The sequence below is a fragment of the Nocardia flavorosea genome (genome assembly GCF_015477805.1).
GTDB classification, from domain to species: Bacteria; Actinomycetota; Actinomycetes; order Mycobacteriales; family Mycobacteriaceae; genus Nocardia; species Nocardia flavorosea_A.
On record NZ_JADLQL010000004.1, the window covers coordinates 431,147 to 451,294 of the forward strand.

Sequence of the window (20,148 nt, forward strand, 5' to 3'; positions counted from 1 at the left end):
AAGACATACCGATGCCGCCCCGAGGGTAGCCCCGCACCCGGCTGGCGGGAAACGACTGCGGCGTTACCCGCGGGTCAGTTTGCGATGCGTCACCCGATGCGGCCGTGCGGCTTCCGGGCCGAGGCGTTCGATCTTGTTGGCCTCGTAGGCTTCGAAGTTGCCCTCGAACCAGAACCACTTGGCCTCGTTGTCGGCATCGCCTTCCCACGCGAGGATATGCGTGCAGGTACGGTCCAGGAACCACCGGTCGTGGGAGATGACCACGGCGCAGCCCGGGAACTGTTCCAGCGCGTTCTCCAGCGATCCGAGGGTTTCCACGTCCAGGTCGTTGGTGGGCTCGTCGAGCAGGATCAGGTTGCCGCCCTGCTTCAGGGTGAGGGCCAGGTTCAGGCGGTTGCGTTCACCACCGGAGAGCACACCCGCCGGCTTCTGCTGATCCGGACCCTTGAACCCGAAAGCACTCACGTAGGCACGCGACGGCATCTCCTGCTGGCCGACCTCGATATAGTCGAGGCCGTCCGAAACCACCTGCCAGACGGTTTTGTTCGGGTCGATACCGGCGCGGGTCTGGTCGACGTAGCTCAGCTGAACGGTATCGCCGACCTTCACCGTGCCGCTGTCCGGTTCCTCCAGGCCGACGATGGTTTTGAACAGGGTCGTCTTACCCACGCCGTTCGGCCCGATCACACCGACGATCCCGTTGCGGGGCAGCGTGAACGACAGATCCTTGATCAGCTGACGATCGCCGAAGCCCTTGTCCAGGTGCTCGACCTCGACCACAACACTGCCCAGTCGTGGACCGGCCGGAATCTGGATCTCCTCGAAATCCAGCTTCTTCATCTTCTCGGCCTCGGCGGCCATCTCCTCGTAGCGACCCAGCCGCGCCTTGTTCTTGGCCTGGCGGGCCTTGGCACCGGAGCGCACCCAGGCGAGCTCTTCCTTCAGCCGCTTCTGCAGCTTCTGATCCTTCTTGCCCTGCACGGCGAGGCGTTCGGCCTTCTTCTCCAGGTAGGTGGAGTAGTTGCCCTCGTAGCCGATGGCCCGGCCGCGGTCGAGCTCGAGAATCCAGCCGGCCACATTGTCCAGGAAGTACCGGTCGTGGGTGACGGCCAAAACCGCACCCGGATACTGCGCCAGGAATTGCTCGAGCCACAGCACGCTCTCCGCGTCGAGGTGGTTGGTCGGCTCGTCCAGCAGCAGCAGATCCGGCTTGCTCAACAGCAGTTTGCACAGCGCCACGCGGCGGCGCTCACCACCGGAGAGATTGGTGACGGGCTCGTCCGGCGGCGGGCAGCGCAGCGCGTCCATCGCTTGTTCGAGCTGCGAGTCCAGATCCCAGGCATCGGCGTGGTCGAGATCCTCCTGGAGTTTGCCCATCTCTTCCATGAGCTCGTCGGAGTAATCGGTGGCCATGAGTTCGGCGATCTCGTTGAACCGGTCGAGTTTGACCTTGATCTCGCCGAGCCCCTCCTCGACATTGCCGCGGACCGTCTTCTCTTCATTCAGCGGCGGTTCCTGCTGCAGGATGCCCACGCTGGCGCCCGGCGCGAGAAAGGCTTCGCCGTTGTTCGGCTGATCCAATCCGGCCATGATCTTCAGCACGCTGGATTTACCGGCGCCGTTGGGGCCGACGACGCCGATTTTGGCGCCGGGAAGGAAGTTCAAGGTGACATCGTCGAGCACGACCTTGTCGCCGTGTGCCTTACGAACCTTCTTCATTTGGTAGATGAACTCAGCCATGGCGATCACCCTATCCGTCAAACATCGATGCGGTTTCACACGTCGGCGTTCACCGGCCGGTCGCCGGATGCCGACTCTTCCCCCAGTGGATGGTCCTGCTCCCCCGCCACCCCGTCTCCGGCCGTCCCAGCGTCCGGATCGGCCGGATTATTCCCGGTCACCATTGCATACCCGGTGCGCCGGCGCACCACCTGGGCGGTGCAGCGGGTGAGGTCGGGCCCTACGGTATGGGCCCGCATCTCCAGGTCCCGGCGTTCGGCGCCGTCACGGGTGCGGTACTCGTTCGACCGCAGCTGCCCCTGCACGATCACCGGATCGCCGCGGTGGATGGAGGCGTCGACGCCGGCCACCAGTCGCCGCCAGCAGCTCACCGTCAGGAACAGCATCCCGTTGTCCACCCATTCACCCGATTCCCGGTCGAGCCGGCGCGCGGTACTGGCCAATCGGAAGCTCAGCATCTGCTCGCCGCTCGCGAGATCGCGTTTGACCGGCTCGGTCACCACCGTACCCACCACTGTCGCCAGAGTTTCGTACACGAGTTCACCCCTTCGTCGAGCCCGGCGCCACCGGGCAATGCCCGCCCCCGAATTCCGGAAGATGAATTCATCCTGCCCGTCCGCAGGCAGTCCCGGCGGCCGGAACCGGTATCTGTGGACAAGTGCCCGTCACCGTCGAGATTGTGGAAATCGCGACCCTTACTCGGACTGCGCCGAAGCCGAGCCCTGTTCCACATCCCCCGCAAGCCGCAAGAGAACCGATCGCGTCCCCAGCCGAGCACCGGCGATCGGGCGCTTCCGGCACTCGAAAGGTCATCGCGATCCCGACGGCTGCGTCGAGACCGGCGGCGACGAGGCTGCTGCCGCGGGATATCGGCAGTCCGGAGTTTCGTTTCAGAGCACCGGTAGCTCGGTATTCGCCCCGCACAGCACGATCACCGGACGCTGACCTTCCGGCGGAACGTAGGCACCGCTGAGAATCGCCGCCAATGCCACCGCCCCGGACAGTTCCACCACGATCCGGAACTCGCGCCACAGAAAGTCCCGGGCCTCGGTGATCGCATCGTCGGTGACCAGCACCGAGCGCACCCCGTAACGGCGGGCGATATCGAACGGGATCTCCCCCAGCCGCGAGGCCCCCAGGGCGTCGGCGGTAATGCTTGCGACCTCGACATCGACCGGTTTGCCCGCGGCCAGCGCCGCATGCATGGTCGGGATACCTTCGGGCTCCACACCGACGACCTCCCGGCGCCGGCCGGCTGCCGCCGCGATCCCGCCGACCAGGCCCCCGCCCCCGACGGCGACCAGAACAGGCGGACGTCCGCGCACCTGCTCCTCGAGTTCCAGCCCGATCACGCCGGCACCCGCCACGACCGCGGGCAGATCGTAGGCATGCAACTGGAGTGCACCGCGTTCGGCCGTGATCTCCCGCGCGTGCTGATATGCCTCGGCATAGGTGGTTCCGTGCCAGCGCACCTCCGCACCGTGCGACCACATCGCCGCAACCTTGGTATGCGGTGCCGATTCCGGCACCACCACCGTGCAGGATTTACCCATACCCGCCGCGGCCAGCGCCGCCGCGATCCCGGCGTTTCCCCCGGAAGCGATCACGACGTCTTCGGGACACACCCGCTCCGCCAGTAGCGCGTTGTAGCTGCCGCGCACCTTGAACGTGCCCCCGTGCTGCAGATACTCCAGTTTCAAGGTGACCGGCACGGGCCCGCCGGGCCCCGGGACCACCGTGTGGAACACCGGCGTCTTACGGATGTGCCGGCCCAGCCGCCGCCGGGCCGCGCGCACATCGGACCGGTAGATGCGGCGCAACGGTTGCAGGGGTGTCAGCGGGGTTTTCTGCTCGGTCATCTACTTCATTGCCCGATCTCGCTTGGCCAATTCGGCGAACATGGCATTGTGCGCGGCCAGTTCCGCATCGTCGTCGCGTTCCGCTGCCCGGTCGGTGCGGCGCGCCAGCCGGGCATCGCTGCGCGACCACTGGATCAGCAGTGCCAGCATCACCACCACCAGCGGCACCTCGCCGCTGGCCCAGGCCAGACTGCCACCGGTGCGCTGATCACCGAGCAGGTCGGAGTTCCAGTCCAGACCGAGACTGCGGTAGAACCAGCCGCCCAGAACGGTGCTCATACCCATCAGCACCACACCGAAGAAGGCGTGGAACGGCAGCGAGCCGAACACCATGGCGAGTTTGGTGAGCGGTTCCACCGGACGCGGCTTCGGGTCGATACCGATCACCACCCAATAGAAGAGGTAACCGCTGAGCAGGAAGTGCACGTTCATCAGCAGGTGGGCGGCATGCGAATCGACGAAGGCGTCGAATATGCCGCCCAGGTACAGAGCGTAGAAACCGCCCACGAACACCGCGGCAGCCACGATGGGGTGGGTGAGGAAGCGTGAGACCGGGTTGTGCACGGCCGCCAGAATCCACTCCCGTGGCCCCGGCGCTCCGCTGCGCCCTGCCGGTGGCAGCGCGCGCAATGCCAGGGTCACCGCTCCGCCGAGCGCGAGCAGGATCGGCACCAGCATGGACAGCGCCATATGCGCGCCCATATGCACGCTGAACATCGCGGGCGCGTAGCGGCCGACACCGGACGAGGTCGTGAACAGCAGCACGGCGCAACCCAGCAGCCAGGCCGCGGTCCGGCCCACCGGCCAGTTGTCGCCGCGCGCCCGCAACCGGCGCACGCCCAGCAGGTACAGCACTGCGAGGACGATGGCGAGCGTGCCGAAGATCAGGTCGAATCGCCAATCGAACAGCAGCCGGGCGACGGTCGGCGGACCGGCCAGCTCGTACCCGAGTTCCACTTCGATCGGGGTGGGCACACTGGTCGGCGGTGGTGGCGGGGTCCGTCCCAGCCCGACCGCGAGGCCCATGGTCGCGGCGAAGATCAGCGTTTCCACGCCCGCGAACCGGACCAGCGCCAGCCGGTTGCCTGGTTCGGCGGCCAGCGCCGGCAGCGCCGAGCGCCGCTGGAAGTACCCGATCACGCCGAGCACGATCAGAGCCGCGGCCTTGGCGAGTACGAGACGGCCGTAGGCGCTGGTGAACAGTTCGTCCACGGGCACCCGGACCCAGGAGTTCACGACACCGCTCACCGCGAGTACCACGAACGAGACCGCCGCCAGCGGTGAGAAGCGGCGGGCGGCGAGGTCGGTGTGGGTGCCGTCGCGCAGGGCGTGCACGAGTAGCGCGACCAGGCCGCCCACCCAGACCGCCGCGGCGATCAGATGCAGGATCAGGCTGTTGGTGGCCACGTCGTGCGCCCCGCCCGAAGACGAATGACCGGTGAGCGCCAGCGGCATCATCACCGCGACCGATCCGGCGAACAGAACCGGTGTCCACCCCCAGCGCAACGCAAGCCGGCAGGCGATCGCCAGCACAAATGCGCCGAAAGCCGTCAGCCGCCAGGTTCCGGCCAGCTCGATCTGGTCGATCACGCCCCACAGTTCCTGTGGTGCCAGGACCTCGGTCACCGGCCGGCCGGTGCTGTCGGAGACCGTGAGGGGAACCAGCAGCGCGGTGCAGACCGCCCAGGCGAAGGCCAGGCCCGAGGCCCGCCGTACCGCGCGGTAGCCGCCGGTATCGAGCAGTCCACTGCGCTGCGGTGGGACGAGGAAGGCGGCGAAGAGCAGGGCGCCCACGGTGAGCGCCGCGAACAGGTCGGCGAGGGCTCGCACGGCGGGCAGACCGTAGGTGGTGAGCGGACCCGGGTCGGGGATTCCCAGCAGGCTGAGGGCCTGCGCCGCCGAGGCGCTCACCACCAGGATCGCGACCAATGCCGCCGATGTTGCGGCAACCACCGTCAGCGCGCCCGTCACCACCGCCGATCCGCCCGGCCGACCTGCCTCGGCGGCGGGTTCGACGGCGGGGGCCTGGACTGACGACATAGCTTCGAGAGTAGTTCGGCGGAGCCCGACGGGCCCGGCGGGGCCGTTTTCGGGCAGCCCAAAACAAACGATCGGATCGATCGCTACACTTTTCGGCTGGACAGCGCGGCCGTTGTCCGCCATGGTGGAAACACTGCCTCCGTAGCTCAGTTGGATAGAGCAAGGGCCTTCTAATCCCTAGGTCGCAGGTTCGATTCCTGCCGGGGGCGCTCCACCCACCCGACTGAGCTGTTCGGGCCAGTCGGAGTGGGTGTACCCACCTGGGCCCGGCACAAACACGTGAGATCGACCGCGGTTTCAGGTTTTCGGGATTTCGCCGGGTTATTCGCCGTGCGCCGCCCCGGGCTGCGGAACGAGCCGCAACCCGAACAGCAGGTCGGTATTGCGCACATACTCGGGCTGTTCCTGCCCACGCAGCAGCCCCGCCTGGCGAATCCAGCTGCGGTGCCAATGGTGCGATTCCGGGAGAGCGATCTCACAGCGCGCCGCGGTATCACGGAGCCGGCCCCCGGCAGCGCCGACCGCACCGGCGAACAGTTTCGACCGCGACTCCGTGCGGGTTGCCTGATGGTCGCACGCCTCCTGAAGCAAGGCCCGAGCCGAGGGCGGAACCACCCACACATACACATCGGCTGCCCGGGAGTAGCCGATCGGCCCGGTGAACACGAGTGTGTCACCGGTCAACGCCGCGCGGGGCACGCACCCCAGCTCCACCGCGGTGGCGCCGGTGAACAGCATCGTCGCCAGCGCGGCGGCATCGACCGGATCAGCGATCCGGGCCCGGATCCGTTCGACGGTTCCGGTGTCCAGCCGCACGGTGGACATCCCGGCACCGACCGAGTAGTTGAGGTCGGGTGGTAGCTCCAAGCGCATACCGTGCAGCAGGAAGGCCGCCTGGGCGCCGCGCAACCGGACCACGGTGTGCCCCCGCCCCGGACTGCCCGCGACGAAACCGCCGAGAAAGCGGTAGAGCCCTAGAATGTCCAGCCATTCGTCGACCGGTCTCACCCCACGGGCTGCGGGAAACCGCTGTGCCACGGGACGCGGCCGCAGCACGGCCCGCATCCGTTCGGCCCATGCCACCTCGTCGGGTCCGAACCAGCTCGGGCCGGACCGGGACTCGAGGTCGTGACGGCAGGGTCTACCGCTGCGGGCGGTCAACCACCGGCAGGTTGCTTCGAGCCCCTGGGTGTACAGGGCGTCGACCCGCGCGAATTCCGAAGGTGTCAGGTAGCGGCGGGCATCGGCGCGAAAGGTAGCGACATCACTGTCGGGAATTCGTGCGAGTAGATCGTCACCGGTGGTCAGCGACGCCCGGAGCCGCGGGCCGCGGCCCGCGTCGCGGTATCCCATTTGCCGCGTGCCCGGCTCCGCTCCCCGGACGGGTCTGGAAGTGCGCAGGGTGGGACCAGTGGTCTCGGTCACGTCAACGGCCCCCTGGAGGCAGGCACGCCATAGTGTGACTTTTCGTCGTCATACAGGACATTCGATCACCTACTTCGACCTCTGATCAGTAAATCAACCAGAACTCGACGACGTTTGACAATTCGAAGAAGAATTTCCGAGTCACGCGATGCCGCCGGTCCAGCAACGGCAGAATTTCGAGAATGTGGTGGCACACGGCTCGCCTCGTGGGCCGTCGCCGCCCGGCACCGCGACACTTCACGCGGTTGCCCGGCAGGTTGCCCGGCACTGTGAAATACTTGAATTCACATAATGTTCCAGCGAGACCCACACCACACCAAACCGTCCGGTACGAAAACTTCGAACATACGGCCTCGGATTACTTTCCACGCCTGTGAATCGAAAATATTTCAGTTATCCCGAATTTCCCGGAAAAGTCGAATAGCTGCCGGTTCACCAGCCCGACGACCCCGGCGAGCGAGCGGCCGGCGGTGCGGATCAGGCCCCGGGATCGGATCGGTATCGTCGCGCCCTGCCCCCACAGGAACGAATCCTGGATATTGCCCTAGGGTGTGCGAATGGGTTTGCCTTCGCCTACCGCCGACAGCCGCGCCGTTGTGACCGGGGCCTCGTCCGGGATCGGAACCGCGCTGGCGGCCGAACTCGCCCGGCGCGGCTATTCACTCATTCTGGTAGCCCGCCGCAGTGAACTGCTCGACGAACTCGCTGATCGGCTCACCCGCACCCATGGCATCACCGCGGAGGTCCGCGCGGTCGACCTGGCCGACCGGGCCCAGCGGGCGCCGTTGAGCGAAGAGCTGGCCGGGCGCGATATCTCGATTCTGTGCAACAACGCCGGTATCGCGACCTTCGGGCCGATCACCGGCCTGGATCCCGATTACGAGCGCGCTCAGCTCGAACTGAACGCGGTCGCGGTGCAGGATCTGACCCTCGCGGTGCTGCCCGCCATGCTGGCGCGCCGCGCCGGCGGCATCCTGGTCAGCGGTTCGGCAGCGGGCAATATGCCTATTCCGAACAACGCCACCTACGCGGCGAGCAAGGCATTCGCGAACACCTTCACCGAATCCCTGCGCGGGGAACTCAAAGGTAGTGGGGTGCACGTCACGCTCCTGGCACCCGGCCCCGTCCGCACCGAAGCGCCCGACCCTGCCGACGCCTCGCTCGTCGACCGGATGGTCCCGGATTTCCTGTGGGTTTCCGCCGAGTACACCGCACGGATTTCGATCGACGGGCTGGCCCGCAACAAAACACGGGTGATCCCGGGTTTGATCGGCAAGGGTATGAGCGCTGCCGGCAACTACGGCCCGCGCTCGCTCACGGCTCCGGTCGCGGGCGCCTTCTACAAGAAACTCGGTGGGTGACGAACGACCCACCGGAGGTCGTTCACAGATCGTGACCACCGCGATTGCACCGCACGGACAGCCGGGCTGATTAGGGTGGGACGGGTGTCCGACAAATTAGTGGTGTGGATGGATTGTGAGATGACCGGTCTCGATCTGGTCACCGACAAGCTCATCGAGGTGGCTGCCCTCGTAACCGACAGCGAACTGAACGTCCTCGGTGACGGCGTGGATATCGTCATCCACGCCGACGATGCGGCGCTGGCCGCCATGCCGCAGGTGGTCGCCGATATGCACGCCCGTTCGGGCCTCACCGAGGAGGTCCGCAAATCCAGCGTGACCCTCGCCGAGGCCGAACAGCAGGTGCTCGACTACATCAAGCAGTACGCGCCCACCGCGGGTGTGGTCCCGCTGGCCGGTAACTCCATTGCCACCGACCGCGGCTTCATCGCGCGGGATATGCCGCTGCTCGATCAGCATCTGCACTATCGGATGATCGATGTGAGTTCGATCAAGGAACTGTGCCGCCGCTGGTACCCGCGTATCTATTTCGGCCAGCCCGAGAAGGGGCTGACCCATCGGGCGCTGGCCGATATCCGGGAGTCCATCCGGGAACTCGAGTACTACCGGCGCACGGTGTTCGTTCCCGCACCGGGGCCGTCGACGGCGGAGATCACCGCCGTCGCCGCCGAGGTCAGTGCCCGGTCGGCGGAGGAGATCGCGGCCGCGGCCGACGAGTCGATATAGGCCCTGGTCACCGCCACGCCGGAAACCGATTGGCTATCAGTGGGGTGAACGCGCTAGTATCTAGGCCGCCGGTGCAAACCGGCAATGGTGAGTGTAGTTCAGTTGGTAGAGCACCAGGTTGTGATCCTGGCTGTCGCGGGTTCGAGTCCCGTCACTCACCCTGAAAGGGCCGGGTCGCAAGCAGCAGCTTCGACCCGGCCCTTACTGCATCGAATCCACGCGACTGCGTCGAGTGCGCACAGGCCCGCGTGCTTCTGCATTACCGCGGTTCCTGGTCAGCCTTCGGGCTTGGTCGTGTCGACGATGGTCGGCGGCACCTGCTCGCGGGCGCCCTGATCGAGCCGGAAGGGCGGGTATTCGTCGCGCAGGAGCGACGAATAGACCTGCACCCGCAGCATCCACCGGTTCACGCCCATCAAGAAATCGAACAGCCCTTGGGAATACCGCGCGACGAAGAGCAGGCCGACCAGCGCCACCAAGGTCAGCACGCCGATCAGCGATAGGGCCGCCGCACCGGCCATACTGTCCGTCTCATCGCCCACCACCCAGGCGGTCCCGGTCATCGCACCGATGATCAGGTAGTGCGGGATGGCCAGCAGCCACCATTTCACCAGCACCAGGCCGCGATGCAGGGCCGGCGGATAATCGACATCGAGGTCCGCGGGATAGTCGTCGTCGGCCGCTAACGCGAACGGCGGGTACTTGTCCGTGCCCGCCGGGGTCCAGGCGTAATAGCTCACCCGCCAGGACCAGCGGATCACACCGACGCTGTAATCGAACAGCGCCCGCGGGTATCGGCCGGTGATCAGGATCGCGAAGAACGCGATCACCGTCACCACCGCATAACCGATGTGCAGGAAGAACAGAACTATGTAGTGCGGTATGGCGAGGATCCATTTGACGATCCACATCCAGCGCGACAGCGCGGGATCGAGATCCCCGCGGACACGGACCGGATAACCGGCGGGAGCAGACATAGCGATCGGGCTCCTTCGAGAGTGCTGGCCCGGCCCGCCCGAATTCGGCGCGGCCGTACCTCAATTGTGAGGTACAACACACCGTTTCGCGATAAACGTGGAACAAAGACACGCCATCGAGATCTACTCGTGAAGGAGTTCGCAGCGCCCGCCGGGCTCGGCGCTACCGAGCCGTGACATCGAGCCCGTCGAGCGCGGCCAGCCGGGGCAGCGCACCCGGATAGTTCTCGTTGAGCCAGCCGATCAGTTCCTCCCGGACCGCGCACCGCAGCGACCACACTGCGTCGGGATCACGTGCCGTCATCGACGCGCGCACCTCGATACCGGTGGGCGTGCTGTCGGTGACCAGCAGGTTCCAGCTGCGACCGTCCCAGTCCGGGTGATCGCTCAAGTACTCGTAGAGATGCGCGCGCAGTTCGGCCACCGGCGTGCTGTGGTCCAGGTGCAGGAAAACCGTTCCGGTCATCTCGGTGCCGCCCTTCGACCAGTTCTCGTACGGTTTGCTGTTGAAATACGACACCGGCATGGTGAGCCGGCGGTCGTCCCAGACCCGCACGGTCAGGAACGACAGCGTGATCTCTTCGACCGTGCCCATCTCGCCCTCGACCACGACCGTATCGCCGATCTTCACCGAATCACCGAACGCGATCTGCAGGCCCGCCATCAGATTGCTCAGCGTGGACTGGGCCGCCACACCGGCGATGATGCCGATGATGCCGGCCGAGGCCAGCAGCGACGTACCCAGAACGCGCAGTTCCGGAAACAGCACCAGCATGGCGATCGCGGCGGTGGCAATGGCCAGCACCGTGCTGGCGATACGCCGGATCAGCGTGAACTGGGTGTTGAGCTGGCGCACCCGGCGGGGATCGCGCGCGCGGCGCGAATAGGTGTTGAGCAGGCCGTCGGCGATGGCGTCGGCGATCCGCACCACCAGCCATACCGCCGACATGGTGACCATCGTGGCCAGGACACTGAGGATCACCGTGTCCTGCCGCAGATGCAGATCCGCCAACGGGTAGGTCATCCGGAGGGCGGCGAATCCGAGGAACAATTGCAGTGGCAGTTGCACCCGGCGCAGCAGGCCGGGGATCGGGGTCTTCGGATGCCGGACCGACCAGTACCGCAGCCCGCGGTCGATGGCCCAGCCGATCGCGATCGTCACGGCCAGCGTGCCCCCTAGCACGATCAACAGCCGTAATACGTTCTCCACAGCGTCCAACTCCTTGCCCATCGCCTCGTTCGAACCCCCGAACAAGGCTACAGTTCGATAACGGCCGATCACCACCAGTCACGGGACGACAGCCGGTCCCGCCCGGAAAGCGACAGCCGCCGCACCGGGTTTCGGTCGGTGCCACACCGGGTTCGGTACGGCCGGCGCTTCGCCGGAGCGAGATATCGGCGACTCGTCGCTCGAGCGGCGGTATTCCCGGCACATACCCGCCTCATCGCCGCTCATGCGCCGATGAAGCCGACTGCCGCCCGTGTCCCCCGGCGCGCGCCCGCGGCCCCATGGCACAGCAGCCCGGATCACCCCGCAGAACCCCACGTCGCGCGATATCGCCCATATCTCGGTCGCTACCCGCACATTCGCCCGGCACGTCGCCCATGTGGCCCCGCACGTTGCCGCTGCCGGCCGCTACCGTCCATGTCCCGGGCGCGTCGCCCATGTCGGCCGCTACCCGTCCATGTTGCCCGGCGGAACGCCCATGCCACCGGGTATGTACCCGAGTCACCCCGGGCGTACGCCCGTGTCACCCTCGGGGTAGGCCCATATCACTCCGGGGTTCGCCCCTCGGCCGAGTACAACCGGACCTCGCCGCCCTCCCCCAGGAACGCGTTGACCAGCATCACCCGCTCGGCGCGCAGGACTTCGGCATCGGGGGCGTCGGTCGTGATGGATATCTGCGGGATCGCGGACCAGTTCACCACATAACGTTCCGGCGGTCCGGCGTCGTCGGACAGCCGCGCGAGCCGGAAGACCGATACCGTTTTCCGCTCCATGAGGCCGCGCACCACCTCGGCGATCCGCTCGGGATCCTCCAGCGCGAACAGGAATCCGAAGGTCAGCTCCGGGGAGGAAACATAGGCGGGCACGAGACCAGAGGTTAGCCCATGGGTAACCGCCCGGTGTGAATTATCCCACCGGGCGGTCGTCGGACCTGATCAGAAGTGTTTGCCGGGACGGCCGGGATCGGCGATTTCCGCCTCCACCATATCGGCGTCCACGACCTCGGTAACCGGCTGTGCCGACGCCGCGGAACCATCTGAGTCCGCGGTGTGGGCGGTGGAATCCCGGCCGGTCTCGGTGCCCGAATCACGGCGGGCCGCCGCGGCGGCCTCGTTCATCTCGATCGCGTCGGTGATCCACTCACCGATCTCCCGGGTGACCTCGGCGACAGTGCCGGTGATGATGCCCGCGATATTGCCGACCCGGCGCGCGCCCGAGGAGGTGAGTTCCTGGATCAGATCCTTGTTGGCCTCGAATTTGCCGATCATCACACGCCCGCTTCGGTTGAACTCTGCTGACGCATCACGATAACACCGGGTTCTTCGCGTTTCCGCAGGACAGCGGGCAGGAAACGGGCGAACCGGGATTCCTGGATCTGCGGCGGCAGGGCCAGTTGGAAAATCTTGGCCCAGACCGAACCGATCTGCTTGCCGAGGGGCCCGGTGTTGTAGGGCAGGCCGAACTTCTCGCACAGCGCCCGCACCTCCGGCGCGATTTCCGGGTACCGGTTGGCCGGCAGATCCGGGAACAGATGGTGCTCGATCTGGTGCGAGAGGTTGCCGGACATGATGTGGAACAGCGGACTGCCGGTGATATTCGCCGAGCCGAGCATCTGCCGGACATACCATTCGCCACGGGTCTCGTCCACGGTTTCCTCTTCGGTGAAGCTCTGCACACCCGACGGGAAATGCCCGCAGAAGATGATCGAGTACGCCCAGAGGTTACGCACCAGGTTGGCCGTCACATTACCGGCCAGGGTGGACAGGAACAGCGGCCCGGACAGCAGCGGAAAAGCCACATAATCCTTGAGCACCTGCCGCCCCGACTTACGCAACTGCCCCTTGATCAGCGGTTTTAGCTCTGCCCAGGTGCGTTTGCCCTTCACGATGTTGTCGGCTTCGAGGTCGTGCAGCATCACGCCCCATTCGAAGAACACCATCAGCAGGAACGCGTACAGCGGGTTGCCGAGGTAGTACGGCTGCCAATCCTGGCCCTCGTCGATCCGCAGCACCCCGTAGCCGATATCCCGGTCGCGGCCGTGGATATTGGTGTAGGTGTGGTGCATGTAGTTGTGCGAATGCTTCCACTGGTCGGCCGGGCAGACCGTATCCCATTCGAACACCCGCGAATTGAGGTTCGGCTCACGCATCCAGTCGAACTGGCCGTGCATCACGTTGTGGCCGATCTCCATATTGTCCAGGATTTTCGACACGCTCAGCGCGGCGACGCCGGCCAGCCAGAACGGCGGCAGGAAACCCAGGTACATCAGCCCGCGCCCGGCGATCTCGAACCCGCGCTGCGCCTTGATGATGTTGTAGATGTATTCGCGGTCGCGCTCGCCCAGGTCGGCGACGATACGGTCGCGCAGTTCGTCGAGGGTGCGGCCGATCTCGGCGACTTGATCGGGCGCGAGGACCAGCGGTCCGTCCTTGGTCTCGGTGAGGATGGTCATCTGTCTCCCCTTCGTTTCAGATGGCGATTCCGGTGTGCACGCGGCGTCTACGCGAAATCAGATTTCGATGTCCACGTCGCCGACGGCGGCCTGGACGCAGAGTTGGATCGGCTGGTCGGGGTCGGTTTCCAGGTCACCGGTGCGCAGATTGCGGGTACAGCCGCTGCGCCGCACCGAGGTGCAGGAGAAGCAGATCCCCATCCGGCAGCCGTACTCCGGGCTGAGCCCGGCCGCTTCGGCCTGCTCGAGCAGCGACGCCCCGGCGTTCTCGGCGGTGACCCCGCTGGCCGAGAACGTGGTGGTCCCGGATACTTCGGCGGTGTCGACCGGGGCCGTGGTCGCGACGAATTCCTCGGTGTGCAGTCGTTCACTGAGCCCTTCGGCGGTGAATAGCTCGCGCACCGATTCCATCAGGGGCGGTGGACCGCACAGGAAGGTGTCCGCCGCGGCGAACCAGGGCGCCACCCGGACGAGTTCGCCGCGGTCGAAACCGCAACCGTCCCGTTCCGGGTACCGCCATTCCACGGAGATATTCGGGTGGGCGGCAGTGATTGCGGCGAGTTCGTCCCGGTGCGGTACCAGCTCCGGCGACCGCGCGTAATGCAGGAACACCACCTCGCCGGGGTACTCCTCGTCGGCGAGCGTGCGCAGCATCGACAGCACGGGGGTGATCCCGCTGCCGCCGCTGATCAGCAGTATCCGGCCCGGCCGGCGCGGCGGCAGGTGGAACACCCCGGAGGCAGATTCGAGGTCCAGGATCATTCCGGGTTCGGCGTGTTCGTGCAGGTGGCGCGAGACCAGGCCGTGTGGGTGCACCCGGATCGTGAGATCGAGCCGGCGGCGCCGATCGTGCTGGGAATTCACCGGTGAATAGCAGCGGACATGGCGGACACCGTCGATCACCACCCCCAGTTGTACGAACTGGCCGGCCAGCAGTCCGTCCCATTGCCGGGTCGGGCGCAGGCTCAGCGACAGCGTGCCCGGTACCGACCGGTCGACGCCGACGATCCGGGCCCGCATATCGCGGACGGTGAGCATCGGGCGCACCAGTTCCAGGTACCGGTCCACCGGGTGCGGGGTGGTCAGGGTCTGTACCAGGTCGAGGAGGGCCATCGGAGTTCTCCGTCCCTGTCTGTCGGTCGCGTCACGAAACTTCGATCAGTTTCGGTGCACGAATGTACACTCAACTAGTGTGCCGGATACCCCGACGGAACTGTCAACCAGGAATCGGTGTGACGCGGACGACAAGATGGAGACGATCGAATGGTGAACGGCTGTATGCTCACTGAAATGACCGATCAGGGAGCGAGCCGCGTCGAGCGCAAGGAGCGCACCCGGCAGGCCCTGCTCGACGGCACGCTCGCGCTCGCCGCCGAACGCGGATTCGGCGCCTTGAGCCTGCGCGAGATCGCCCGTTCGGCCGGTATCGTGCCCACCGCCTTCTACCGGCATTTCGCCTCGCTCGAAGACCTCGGCGCCACACTCGTGGACGAAGGTGTGCAGGCATTGCGGCTGGCCCTGCGGCAACTGCGCCGGACACCGGATGCGCGGCTGTCGGAAACCGTTCGCTTCGTCTTCGGCGAGGTCACCGCAAAACGGGAACTGTTCGGTTTCCTCATCCGCGAACAGCGCGGCGGTAGCGCGCCCCTGCGTTCGGCGATCGCGCTCGAACTACAACTGATCGTGCGGGAACTCGTGGCCGACCTGTCCCGGGTGCCGGCACTGGATTCCTGGTCCCCGGACGATCTGGAGGTGGCGGCCGATCTGCTGGTCGCGACCGTGACCGACGGTATCGCCGATTATGTCTCCGCTCCGCCGCGCGAACAGCAGCCGATCATCGAGCGCACGATCGCGCAGGTCCGGCTCATCGCCCTCGGCATGGGCGTCTGGAAACCCTGACGCCTTTCCCTCACACAACCGGCGCGGGCGTGGCCCCCGCGCTGTCCTTGTCGTCGGGCGCGGCGACCAGTAGTACCGCGATCAGCCCCGCACAGAGCACCACCAGCAACCCGGCGATCCCGGCCCGATCCGCGCCGAACGCCCAGACGAACAGCCCGAAAAGGCTGGGCGACAGGAATGAAGCGGCCCGGCCCGTGGTGGTGTAGAGGCCGAACAGCTGGCCTTCCCGCCCGGGTGGTGTCAGCCGGGTGAGGAACGAGCGGGCGGAGGCCTGCGCCGGGCCGACGAACAGTGTCAGCGCCAATCCGAAGACCCAGAACATGGTGGGACCGGATACGAACAGCAGCGCCGTTCCGCACACCACCGCGGCCGCCAGGGAAACCACGATCACCCGCTTCGGCCCGACCGAGTCGTCGAACCGGCCGGCCACGATCGCACCCAGTGCGGCGACCACGTTCGCGCCGATACCGAACAGCAGCACATCGGAATCGCTGATCCCGTACACCTGCACCGCCAGCACCGCCCCGAAGGCGAAAACGCCGGCCAGTCCGTCCCGGAAGACCGCGCTGGCGAGCAGGAACCAGATCACCCGGCGATCCAGCACCCACAGTTCGCGCAGATCGCGCCACAGCACCCGGTAGGAGGCGAGGAATCCCGCGGTGGCGGCACCCGGGTCGGCGCCGGTCCGGCGCACTTCCGGGACCGCGAAGAACACCGGCAGCGCGAACACCGCGAACCAGACGGCCGCCAGTACCAGCACCAGCCGGATGTTGAACCCGTCCTCGGTGCCGACCCCCAACAGGCCACGTTCGTCGCCGTCACCGGCAATGAACCCGAAATAGCAGATCAACAACAGGATGATTCCGCCGAAGTAACCCATTGCCCAGCCGAAACCGGAAACCCGCCCGACAGTGTCCGGCGTGGACACCTGGCGCAGCATGGCGTTGTAGGGCACAGTCGAGAGCTCGAAGAAGACGTGGCCGAGCGCCAGCAGCACCAACCCCAGCCACAGATAGTGATAATCGTCACGGACGAAGAACATGGCGGCCATCAGGCCGACCACGATCGCAGTCATGATCGCCAGGGAACGTTTACGATTCGCGGTCGCGTCGAAACGCTGACCGATTACCGGCGCGGTCAGTGCGACCAGCAAGCCGGCGATCCCGAGCGCCCAGCCCAGCCATGCGCTGGCGGATATATCCCCGGGCAGATCATCGCCCACGCTGTCGGTGAGGTAGACGGCGAAGACGAACGTCGCGATCACGGCATTGAAGGCGGCCGATCCCCAGTCCCACAATCCCCATGCGACCACCCTCGCCCGCCCTGCCGGGGCCTCTACGATGCTCATGCTGCTCCTGTCGGGCACGGAAGCCGGGGACCGGCGTAGTCACGCTCCACTACCGTCACCGGACCCGGCTCGCTCATGCTGAGCACAGTAGTGGAAGCCGGTGCACCGGCCCCGGGCTCGAACAGCGAACGGTCCGGCCACCGTCCGGGATCGAAGGTGATGCAAATCAGTTACGCCCGGCGCGGTGTCCTTGTGGCGTATTCCACACCGGCGTTGTATCGGTACGCACGTTCGTCGTCGGCGAAAACGTTGAGGCGGTGGTGGATTTGGCTTATCGCGTGGGGTACGCCCGCGGTGCAGGGGCACGGGCCCGTGGACCTACGGGGTTCGGCAGACAGCCGCCACAAAGGTGAGAAATGGGGCTTGGCTCCTGCCCGAACGCCGAGGCGGGCGAACACACTGCCCAGAGAATGTAGTGGTGGTGCGCCATCAGGGACTCGAACCCCGAACCCGCTGATTAAGAGTCAGCTGCTCTGCCAATTGAGCTAATGGCGCGTGCCCCGTCGTGCGGTGCGGGACAGACATTAACAGGCCCGGGCCGCAGAAGTGAAATCGATATCGAGTCGGGCCGGTGTGAGCCGGACGACGCCGTAACAAACGGCAGGCCGAAGCCTATGTGTAGGTGGGCCACCGGAGCCGGAAGCGATGCTCGACGGTTGGGATCACTTCGGCACGGCTGGCACAATGTTGGACGTGGTCTCGACCGATCCCGCCGCTGCGGTGGGTCGAGGTGAGCAGGTAATCGGTCGGATCCGAAGCCATCGGCGCGTAGCGGGTGCGCCGGGACTTGAAACGGGGTTGATATGCGTATAGGTGGTCGGCGCAGGCCGATCGGTTGGGTTTTCGGACCGATGGTCCTGGTCGCCTTACTGGCGATGGTGTTGACCGGGTGTTCCTCGTCGGAGGCGGCGGAGGGCACCGTAGCCATCGACCGCAACCCCATCACCGAACTCATCAAGCCCAAGCTGGTCGCCCCGGTCAAGGACGGCGATATCGGCGTCTCCCCGGCGAGCCCGATGAAGTTCGAGATCAGCGACGGCCTGTTCACCGATGTGGCGCTGCTCAATCCGGAGAACGAGCCGGTGGCCGGGCAGCTCTCGGAGGACGGGCGCAGCTGGTCGACCACCGAACCCCTCGGCTACAGCAAGACCTACCGCCTGCAGGCCAGGTCCATCGGTCTCGGTGGCGAATCCACCGCGGGTATGAGCTTCACCACCACGGCCCCCGGCAATGTCACCAAGCCGTACCTGAACCCGGGCGAGGGTGAGGTGGTCGGTATCGGCCAGCCGGTCGCGATCCAGTTCGACGAGAACATCCCCGACCGCAAGGCCGCGCAGGAGGCCATCACCATCACGACCGAACCGGCGGTGGAGGGCGCCTTCTACTGGGTGAACAACCGCGAGGTCCGGTGGCGGCCCGAGCATTTCTGGGCGCCCGGCACCCGGGTGAACATCGACGTGAACGTCTACGGCAAGGATCTCGGCAACGGGCTGTACGGCCAGAACGATATCCACTCGCATTTCGTGGTGGGTGACGCGGTGGTCTTCACCGCCGACGACAACACGAAGATGGTGACGGTGGAGAAGAACGGCCAGGTCATCCGGACGATGCCCACATCGATGGGTAAGGACGACACCCCCACCGACAACGGGATCTACATCCTGGCCGACCGGCACGAGCACATCGTGATGGACTCCTCCACCTACGGGGTCGCGGTGAACTCCCCCGACGGCTACCGCACCGATGTCGACTGGGCCACCCGGATGTCCTATAGCGGGATCTTCTTCCATTCCGCGCCGTGGTCGCTGGGCGCCCAGGGCAATACGAACACCAGCCACGGCTGTCTGAACCTGAGCCCGGCCGACGCCCAGTGGGTGTACAACAACGCCAAACGCGGCGATATCGCGATCGTGAAGAACACGGTGGGCGGCACCTTGTCCGGCGTGGACGGTCTGGGTGACTGGAACATCCCCTGGCCGGAATGGAAAGCCGGCAACGCCGAGATGTGAGAACGCCGCGGCGCCGGCGGTAACGGAACGGCGACCACTCATAGGAACGAAACACCACAGCGCTGAGGCGCCGGTCCCGCGGGACCGGCGCCTCAGCCGTTTTCAGCGTGCGGTTTCGTACAGCCGTCGCACGATGTCCTCGATATCGGGTTCTTCGATGGACAGATCGCGGATCTCGGCGCGGGCCGAGACCTCGGCCAGTAGCTGGGCGGCGGTGGTGGTGTCGGCGTCGAAGGCGAGTCGCTGCCGCATCCCCTCGGCTTCGTGGCCCAGTAGCTGCACCCCCGGCAGATCGCGTAGCGGCGGCGACGGCACCATGAGGTCCACGGCCAGGACCCGCTGTGCGCCCACCATCGCGCCCAGGCCGGGCAGCGATCCGTCGTAGGCGAGCCGGCCGTGATCCACCACCAGTACGCGGTCGCAGAGGCGCTCGATATCCCCCATATCGTGCGTGGTGAGCAAGAGTGTGGTGCCCCGTTCCAGCCGTTCGGCCCGTAGGAATTCACGCAGCCGCTGCTTGGACAGCACATCCAGCCCGATGGTCGGTTCGTCGAGAACGATCAGCTCGGGGGAATGCAACAGCGCTGCCGCGACCTCGGCGCGCATCCGCTGCCCCAGCGACAACTGCCGGACGGGGGTATCGAGGGTATCGCCCATTTCCAGTTGTTCGACCAGTTCCGCGGTGCGGGACCGGCCGGCGGCCGGATCCAAGCGATGGATGGCGGCCAGGATCGTGAACGATTCGCGCAGCGGGAGATCCCACCACAGCTGGGAGCGCTGCCCGAATACCACGCCGATCCGGCCGGCCAGTTCGCGGCGTCGCCGGATCGGCTCCAATCCGCACGTTCGTACCGTGCCGGACGTGGGTACGAGGATGCCGCTGAGCATTTTGATCGTGGTCGATTTCCCGGCCCCGTTGGCACCGATATAGCCGACCGCCGCGCCCCGCTCGATCCGGAAGCTCATGGCGTCCACGGCCGTGACCACCTCGCGCCGGGGCGGCCGCCACTTCCCGTCACGCCGATACCGGACGAACTGCCGCGTCAGACCCTCGACATCGACGATCGACTCCGCGCCGGTCATC

General features: G+C 66.3%; 17 protein-coding genes and 3 tRNA genes. 6 read left to right on the forward strand and 14 right to left on the reverse strand.

The features are described 5' to 3' along the window. Nucleotides 1–63: 63 nt before the first annotated feature. From ettA to IU448_RS20570, 4 genes are all read right to left on the reverse strand, one after another. Nucleotides 64–1,740 (reverse strand): energy-dependent translational throttle protein EttA, encoded by a 1,677-nt coding sequence (gene ettA, locus IU448_RS20555; RefSeq protein WP_195057271.1) that lies wholly within the window; start codon nucleotides 1,738–1,740, stop codon nucleotides 64–66. A 35-nt stretch (nucleotides 1,741–1,775) separates the two neighbouring features. After that, on the reverse strand, nucleotides 1,776–2,276 hold the full coding sequence (locus IU448_RS20560) for a single-stranded DNA-binding protein (protein WP_195057272.1): 501 nt from the start codon (nucleotides 2,274–2,276) through the stop codon (nucleotides 1,776–1,778). Between the two features lie 354 nt (nucleotides 2,277–2,630). Beyond that, nucleotides 2,631–3,599 carry a threonine/serine dehydratase gene (locus IU448_RS20565; protein ID WP_195057273.1) on the reverse strand — a complete coding sequence of 323 codons (969 nt, stop codon included), beginning with the start codon at nucleotides 3,597–3,599 and terminating at the stop codon, nucleotides 2,631–2,633. Then, nucleotides 3,600–5,639 carry a cytochrome c oxidase assembly protein gene (locus IU448_RS20570; protein WP_195057274.1) on the reverse strand — a complete coding sequence of 680 codons (2,040 nt, stop codon included), beginning with the start codon at nucleotides 5,637–5,639 and terminating at the stop codon, nucleotides 3,600–3,602. 135 nt (nucleotides 5,640–5,774) lie between these two features. On the opposite strand from IU448_RS20570, the gene IU448_RS20575 reads away from it, so the two are divergent. Continuing rightward, nucleotides 5,775–5,848, forward strand: a tRNA-Arg gene (locus tag IU448_RS20575). 112 nt (nucleotides 5,849–5,960) lie between these two features. Here IU448_RS20575 and IU448_RS20580 read toward each other — a convergent pair. Further along, nucleotides 5,961–7,064 (reverse strand): hypothetical protein, encoded by a 1,104-nt coding sequence (locus IU448_RS20580; RefSeq protein ID WP_195057275.1) that lies wholly within the window; start codon nucleotides 7,062–7,064, stop codon nucleotides 5,961–5,963. A gap of 557 nt (nucleotides 7,065–7,621) precedes the next feature. On the opposite strand from IU448_RS20580, the gene cmrA reads away from it, so the two are divergent. From cmrA to IU448_RS20595, 3 genes are all read left to right on the forward strand, one after another. Next, nucleotides 7,622–8,425: a mycolate reductase gene (gene cmrA / locus IU448_RS20585; protein ID WP_195057276.1), complete on the forward strand. Its 804-nt coding sequence runs from the start codon at nucleotides 7,622–7,624 to the stop codon at nucleotides 8,423–8,425. A gap of 84 nt (nucleotides 8,426–8,509) precedes the next feature. Further along, nucleotides 8,510–9,151 (forward strand): oligoribonuclease, encoded by a 642-nt coding sequence (orn, locus tag IU448_RS20590; RefSeq protein WP_195057277.1) that lies wholly within the window; start codon nucleotides 8,510–8,512, stop codon nucleotides 9,149–9,151. A gap of 87 nt (nucleotides 9,152–9,238) precedes the next feature. After that, nucleotides 9,239–9,311: transfer RNA gene (locus IU448_RS20595), tRNA-His, on the forward strand. Between the two features lie 115 nt (nucleotides 9,312–9,426). Here the strand turns inward: IU448_RS20595 and IU448_RS20600 are convergent. The 6 genes from IU448_RS20600 to IU448_RS20625 form a co-directional block, all read right to left on the reverse strand. Continuing rightward, on the reverse strand, nucleotides 9,427–10,128 hold the full coding sequence (locus IU448_RS20600) for a DUF4389 domain-containing protein (protein WP_195057278.1): 702 nt from the start codon (nucleotides 10,126–10,128) through the stop codon (nucleotides 9,427–9,429). A gap of 163 nt (nucleotides 10,129–10,291) precedes the next feature. Continuing rightward, nucleotides 10,292–11,338: a mechanosensitive ion channel family protein gene (locus IU448_RS20605; RefSeq protein WP_195057279.1), complete on the reverse strand. Its 1,047-nt coding sequence runs from the start codon at nucleotides 11,336–11,338 to the stop codon at nucleotides 10,292–10,294. Nucleotides 11,339–11,901: 563 nt separating this feature from the next. Beyond that, nucleotides 11,902–12,222 (reverse strand): hypothetical protein, encoded by a 321-nt coding sequence (locus IU448_RS20610; protein ID WP_195057280.1) that lies wholly within the window; start codon nucleotides 12,220–12,222, stop codon nucleotides 11,902–11,904. A gap of 69 nt (nucleotides 12,223–12,291) precedes the next feature. Beyond that, entirely contained in the window at nucleotides 12,292–12,624 is a 333-nt protein-coding gene (locus tag IU448_RS20615; protein WP_195057281.1) for a hypothetical protein, read from the reverse strand. Further along, entirely contained in the window at nucleotides 12,624–13,808 is a 1,185-nt protein-coding gene (locus IU448_RS20620; RefSeq protein ID WP_195057282.1) for a fatty acid desaturase family protein, read from the reverse strand. The genes IU448_RS20615 and IU448_RS20620 overlap by 1 nt, the downstream gene beginning before the upstream one ends. Nucleotides 13,809–13,865: 57 nt before the next feature. Beyond that, entirely contained in the window at nucleotides 13,866–14,921 is a 1,056-nt protein-coding gene (locus tag IU448_RS20625) for a ferredoxin reductase (protein WP_195057283.1), read from the reverse strand. Between the two features lie 177 nt (nucleotides 14,922–15,098). On the opposite strand from IU448_RS20625, the gene IU448_RS20630 reads away from it, so the two are divergent. Continuing rightward, nucleotides 15,099–15,707 carry a TetR family transcriptional regulator gene (locus IU448_RS20630; RefSeq protein WP_228813668.1) on the forward strand — a complete coding sequence of 203 codons (609 nt, stop codon included), beginning with the start codon at nucleotides 15,099–15,101 and terminating at the stop codon, nucleotides 15,705–15,707. 10 nt (nucleotides 15,708–15,717) lie between these two features. Here IU448_RS20630 and IU448_RS20635 read toward each other — a convergent pair whose 3' ends face one another. Together IU448_RS20635 and IU448_RS20640 are read right to left on the reverse strand one after the other, a co-directional pair. Further along, nucleotides 15,718–17,055: an MFS transporter gene (locus IU448_RS20635; RefSeq protein WP_195057285.1), complete on the reverse strand. Its 1,338-nt coding sequence runs from the start codon at nucleotides 17,053–17,055 to the stop codon at nucleotides 15,718–15,720. A gap of 419 nt (nucleotides 17,056–17,474) precedes the next feature. Beyond that, nucleotides 17,475–17,550: transfer RNA gene (locus IU448_RS20640), tRNA-Lys, on the reverse strand. 308 nt (nucleotides 17,551–17,858) lie between these two features. Here IU448_RS20640 and IU448_RS20645 point away from each other — a divergent pair. Further along, nucleotides 17,859–19,064 carry a L,D-transpeptidase gene (locus tag IU448_RS20645; RefSeq protein WP_195057286.1) on the forward strand — a complete coding sequence of 402 codons (1,206 nt, stop codon included), beginning with the start codon at nucleotides 17,859–17,861 and terminating at the stop codon, nucleotides 19,062–19,064. A 102-nt stretch (nucleotides 19,065–19,166) separates the two neighbouring features. On the opposite strand, the gene IU448_RS20650 is transcribed toward IU448_RS20645, so the two are convergent. Then, nucleotides 19,167–20,147: an ABC transporter ATP-binding protein gene (locus tag IU448_RS20650; protein ID WP_195057287.1), complete on the reverse strand. Its 981-nt coding sequence runs from the start codon at nucleotides 20,145–20,147 to the stop codon at nucleotides 19,167–19,169. Nucleotide 20,148: the final 1 nt, after the last annotated feature.

Excerpts from the sequence above, each read along its gene's own strand:
- IU448_RS20635 (WP_195057285.1), bottom strand. The coding sequence starts at position 17,055 with ATGAGCATCGTAGAGGCCCCGGCAGGGCGGGCGAGGGTGGTCGCATGG.
- IU448_RS20570 (WP_195057274.1), bottom strand. The coding sequence starts at position 5,639 with ATGTCGTCAGTCCAGGCCCCCGCCGTCGAACCCGCCGCCGAGGCAGGT.
- IU448_RS20620 (WP_195057282.1), bottom strand. The coding sequence starts at position 13,808 with ATGACCATCCTCACCGAGACCAAGGACGGACCGCTGGTCCTCGCGCCC.
- IU448_RS20630 (WP_228813668.1), top strand. The coding sequence starts at position 15,099 with ATGACCGATCAGGGAGCGAGCCGCGTCGAGCGCAAGGAGCGCACCCGG.
- IU448_RS20600 (WP_195057278.1), bottom strand. The coding sequence starts at position 10,128 with ATGTCTGCTCCCGCCGGTTATCCGGTCCGTGTCCGCGGGGATCTCGAT.
- IU448_RS20565 (WP_195057273.1), bottom strand. The coding sequence starts at position 3,599 with ATGACCGAGCAGAAAACCCCGCTGACACCCCTGCAACCGTTGCGCCGC.
- ettA (WP_195057271.1), bottom strand. The coding sequence starts at position 1,740 with ATGGCTGAGTTCATCTACCAAATGAAGAAGGTTCGTAAGGCACACGGC.
- IU448_RS20650 (WP_195057287.1), bottom strand. The coding sequence starts at position 20,147 with ATGACCGGCGCGGAGTCGATCGTCGATGTCGAGGGTCTGACGCGGCAG.
- IU448_RS20625 (WP_195057283.1), bottom strand. The coding sequence starts at position 14,921 with ATGGCCCTCCTCGACCTGGTACAGACCCTGACCACCCCGCACCCGGTG.
- IU448_RS20645 (WP_195057286.1), top strand. The coding sequence starts at position 17,859 with ATGCGTATAGGTGGTCGGCGCAGGCCGATCGGTTGGGTTTTCGGACCG.
- IU448_RS20615 (WP_195057281.1), bottom strand. The coding sequence starts at position 12,624 with ATGATCGGCAAATTCGAGGCCAACAAGGATCTGATCCAGGAACTCACC.
- cmrA (WP_195057276.1), top strand. The coding sequence starts at position 7,622 with ATGGGTTTGCCTTCGCCTACCGCCGACAGCCGCGCCGTTGTGACCGGG.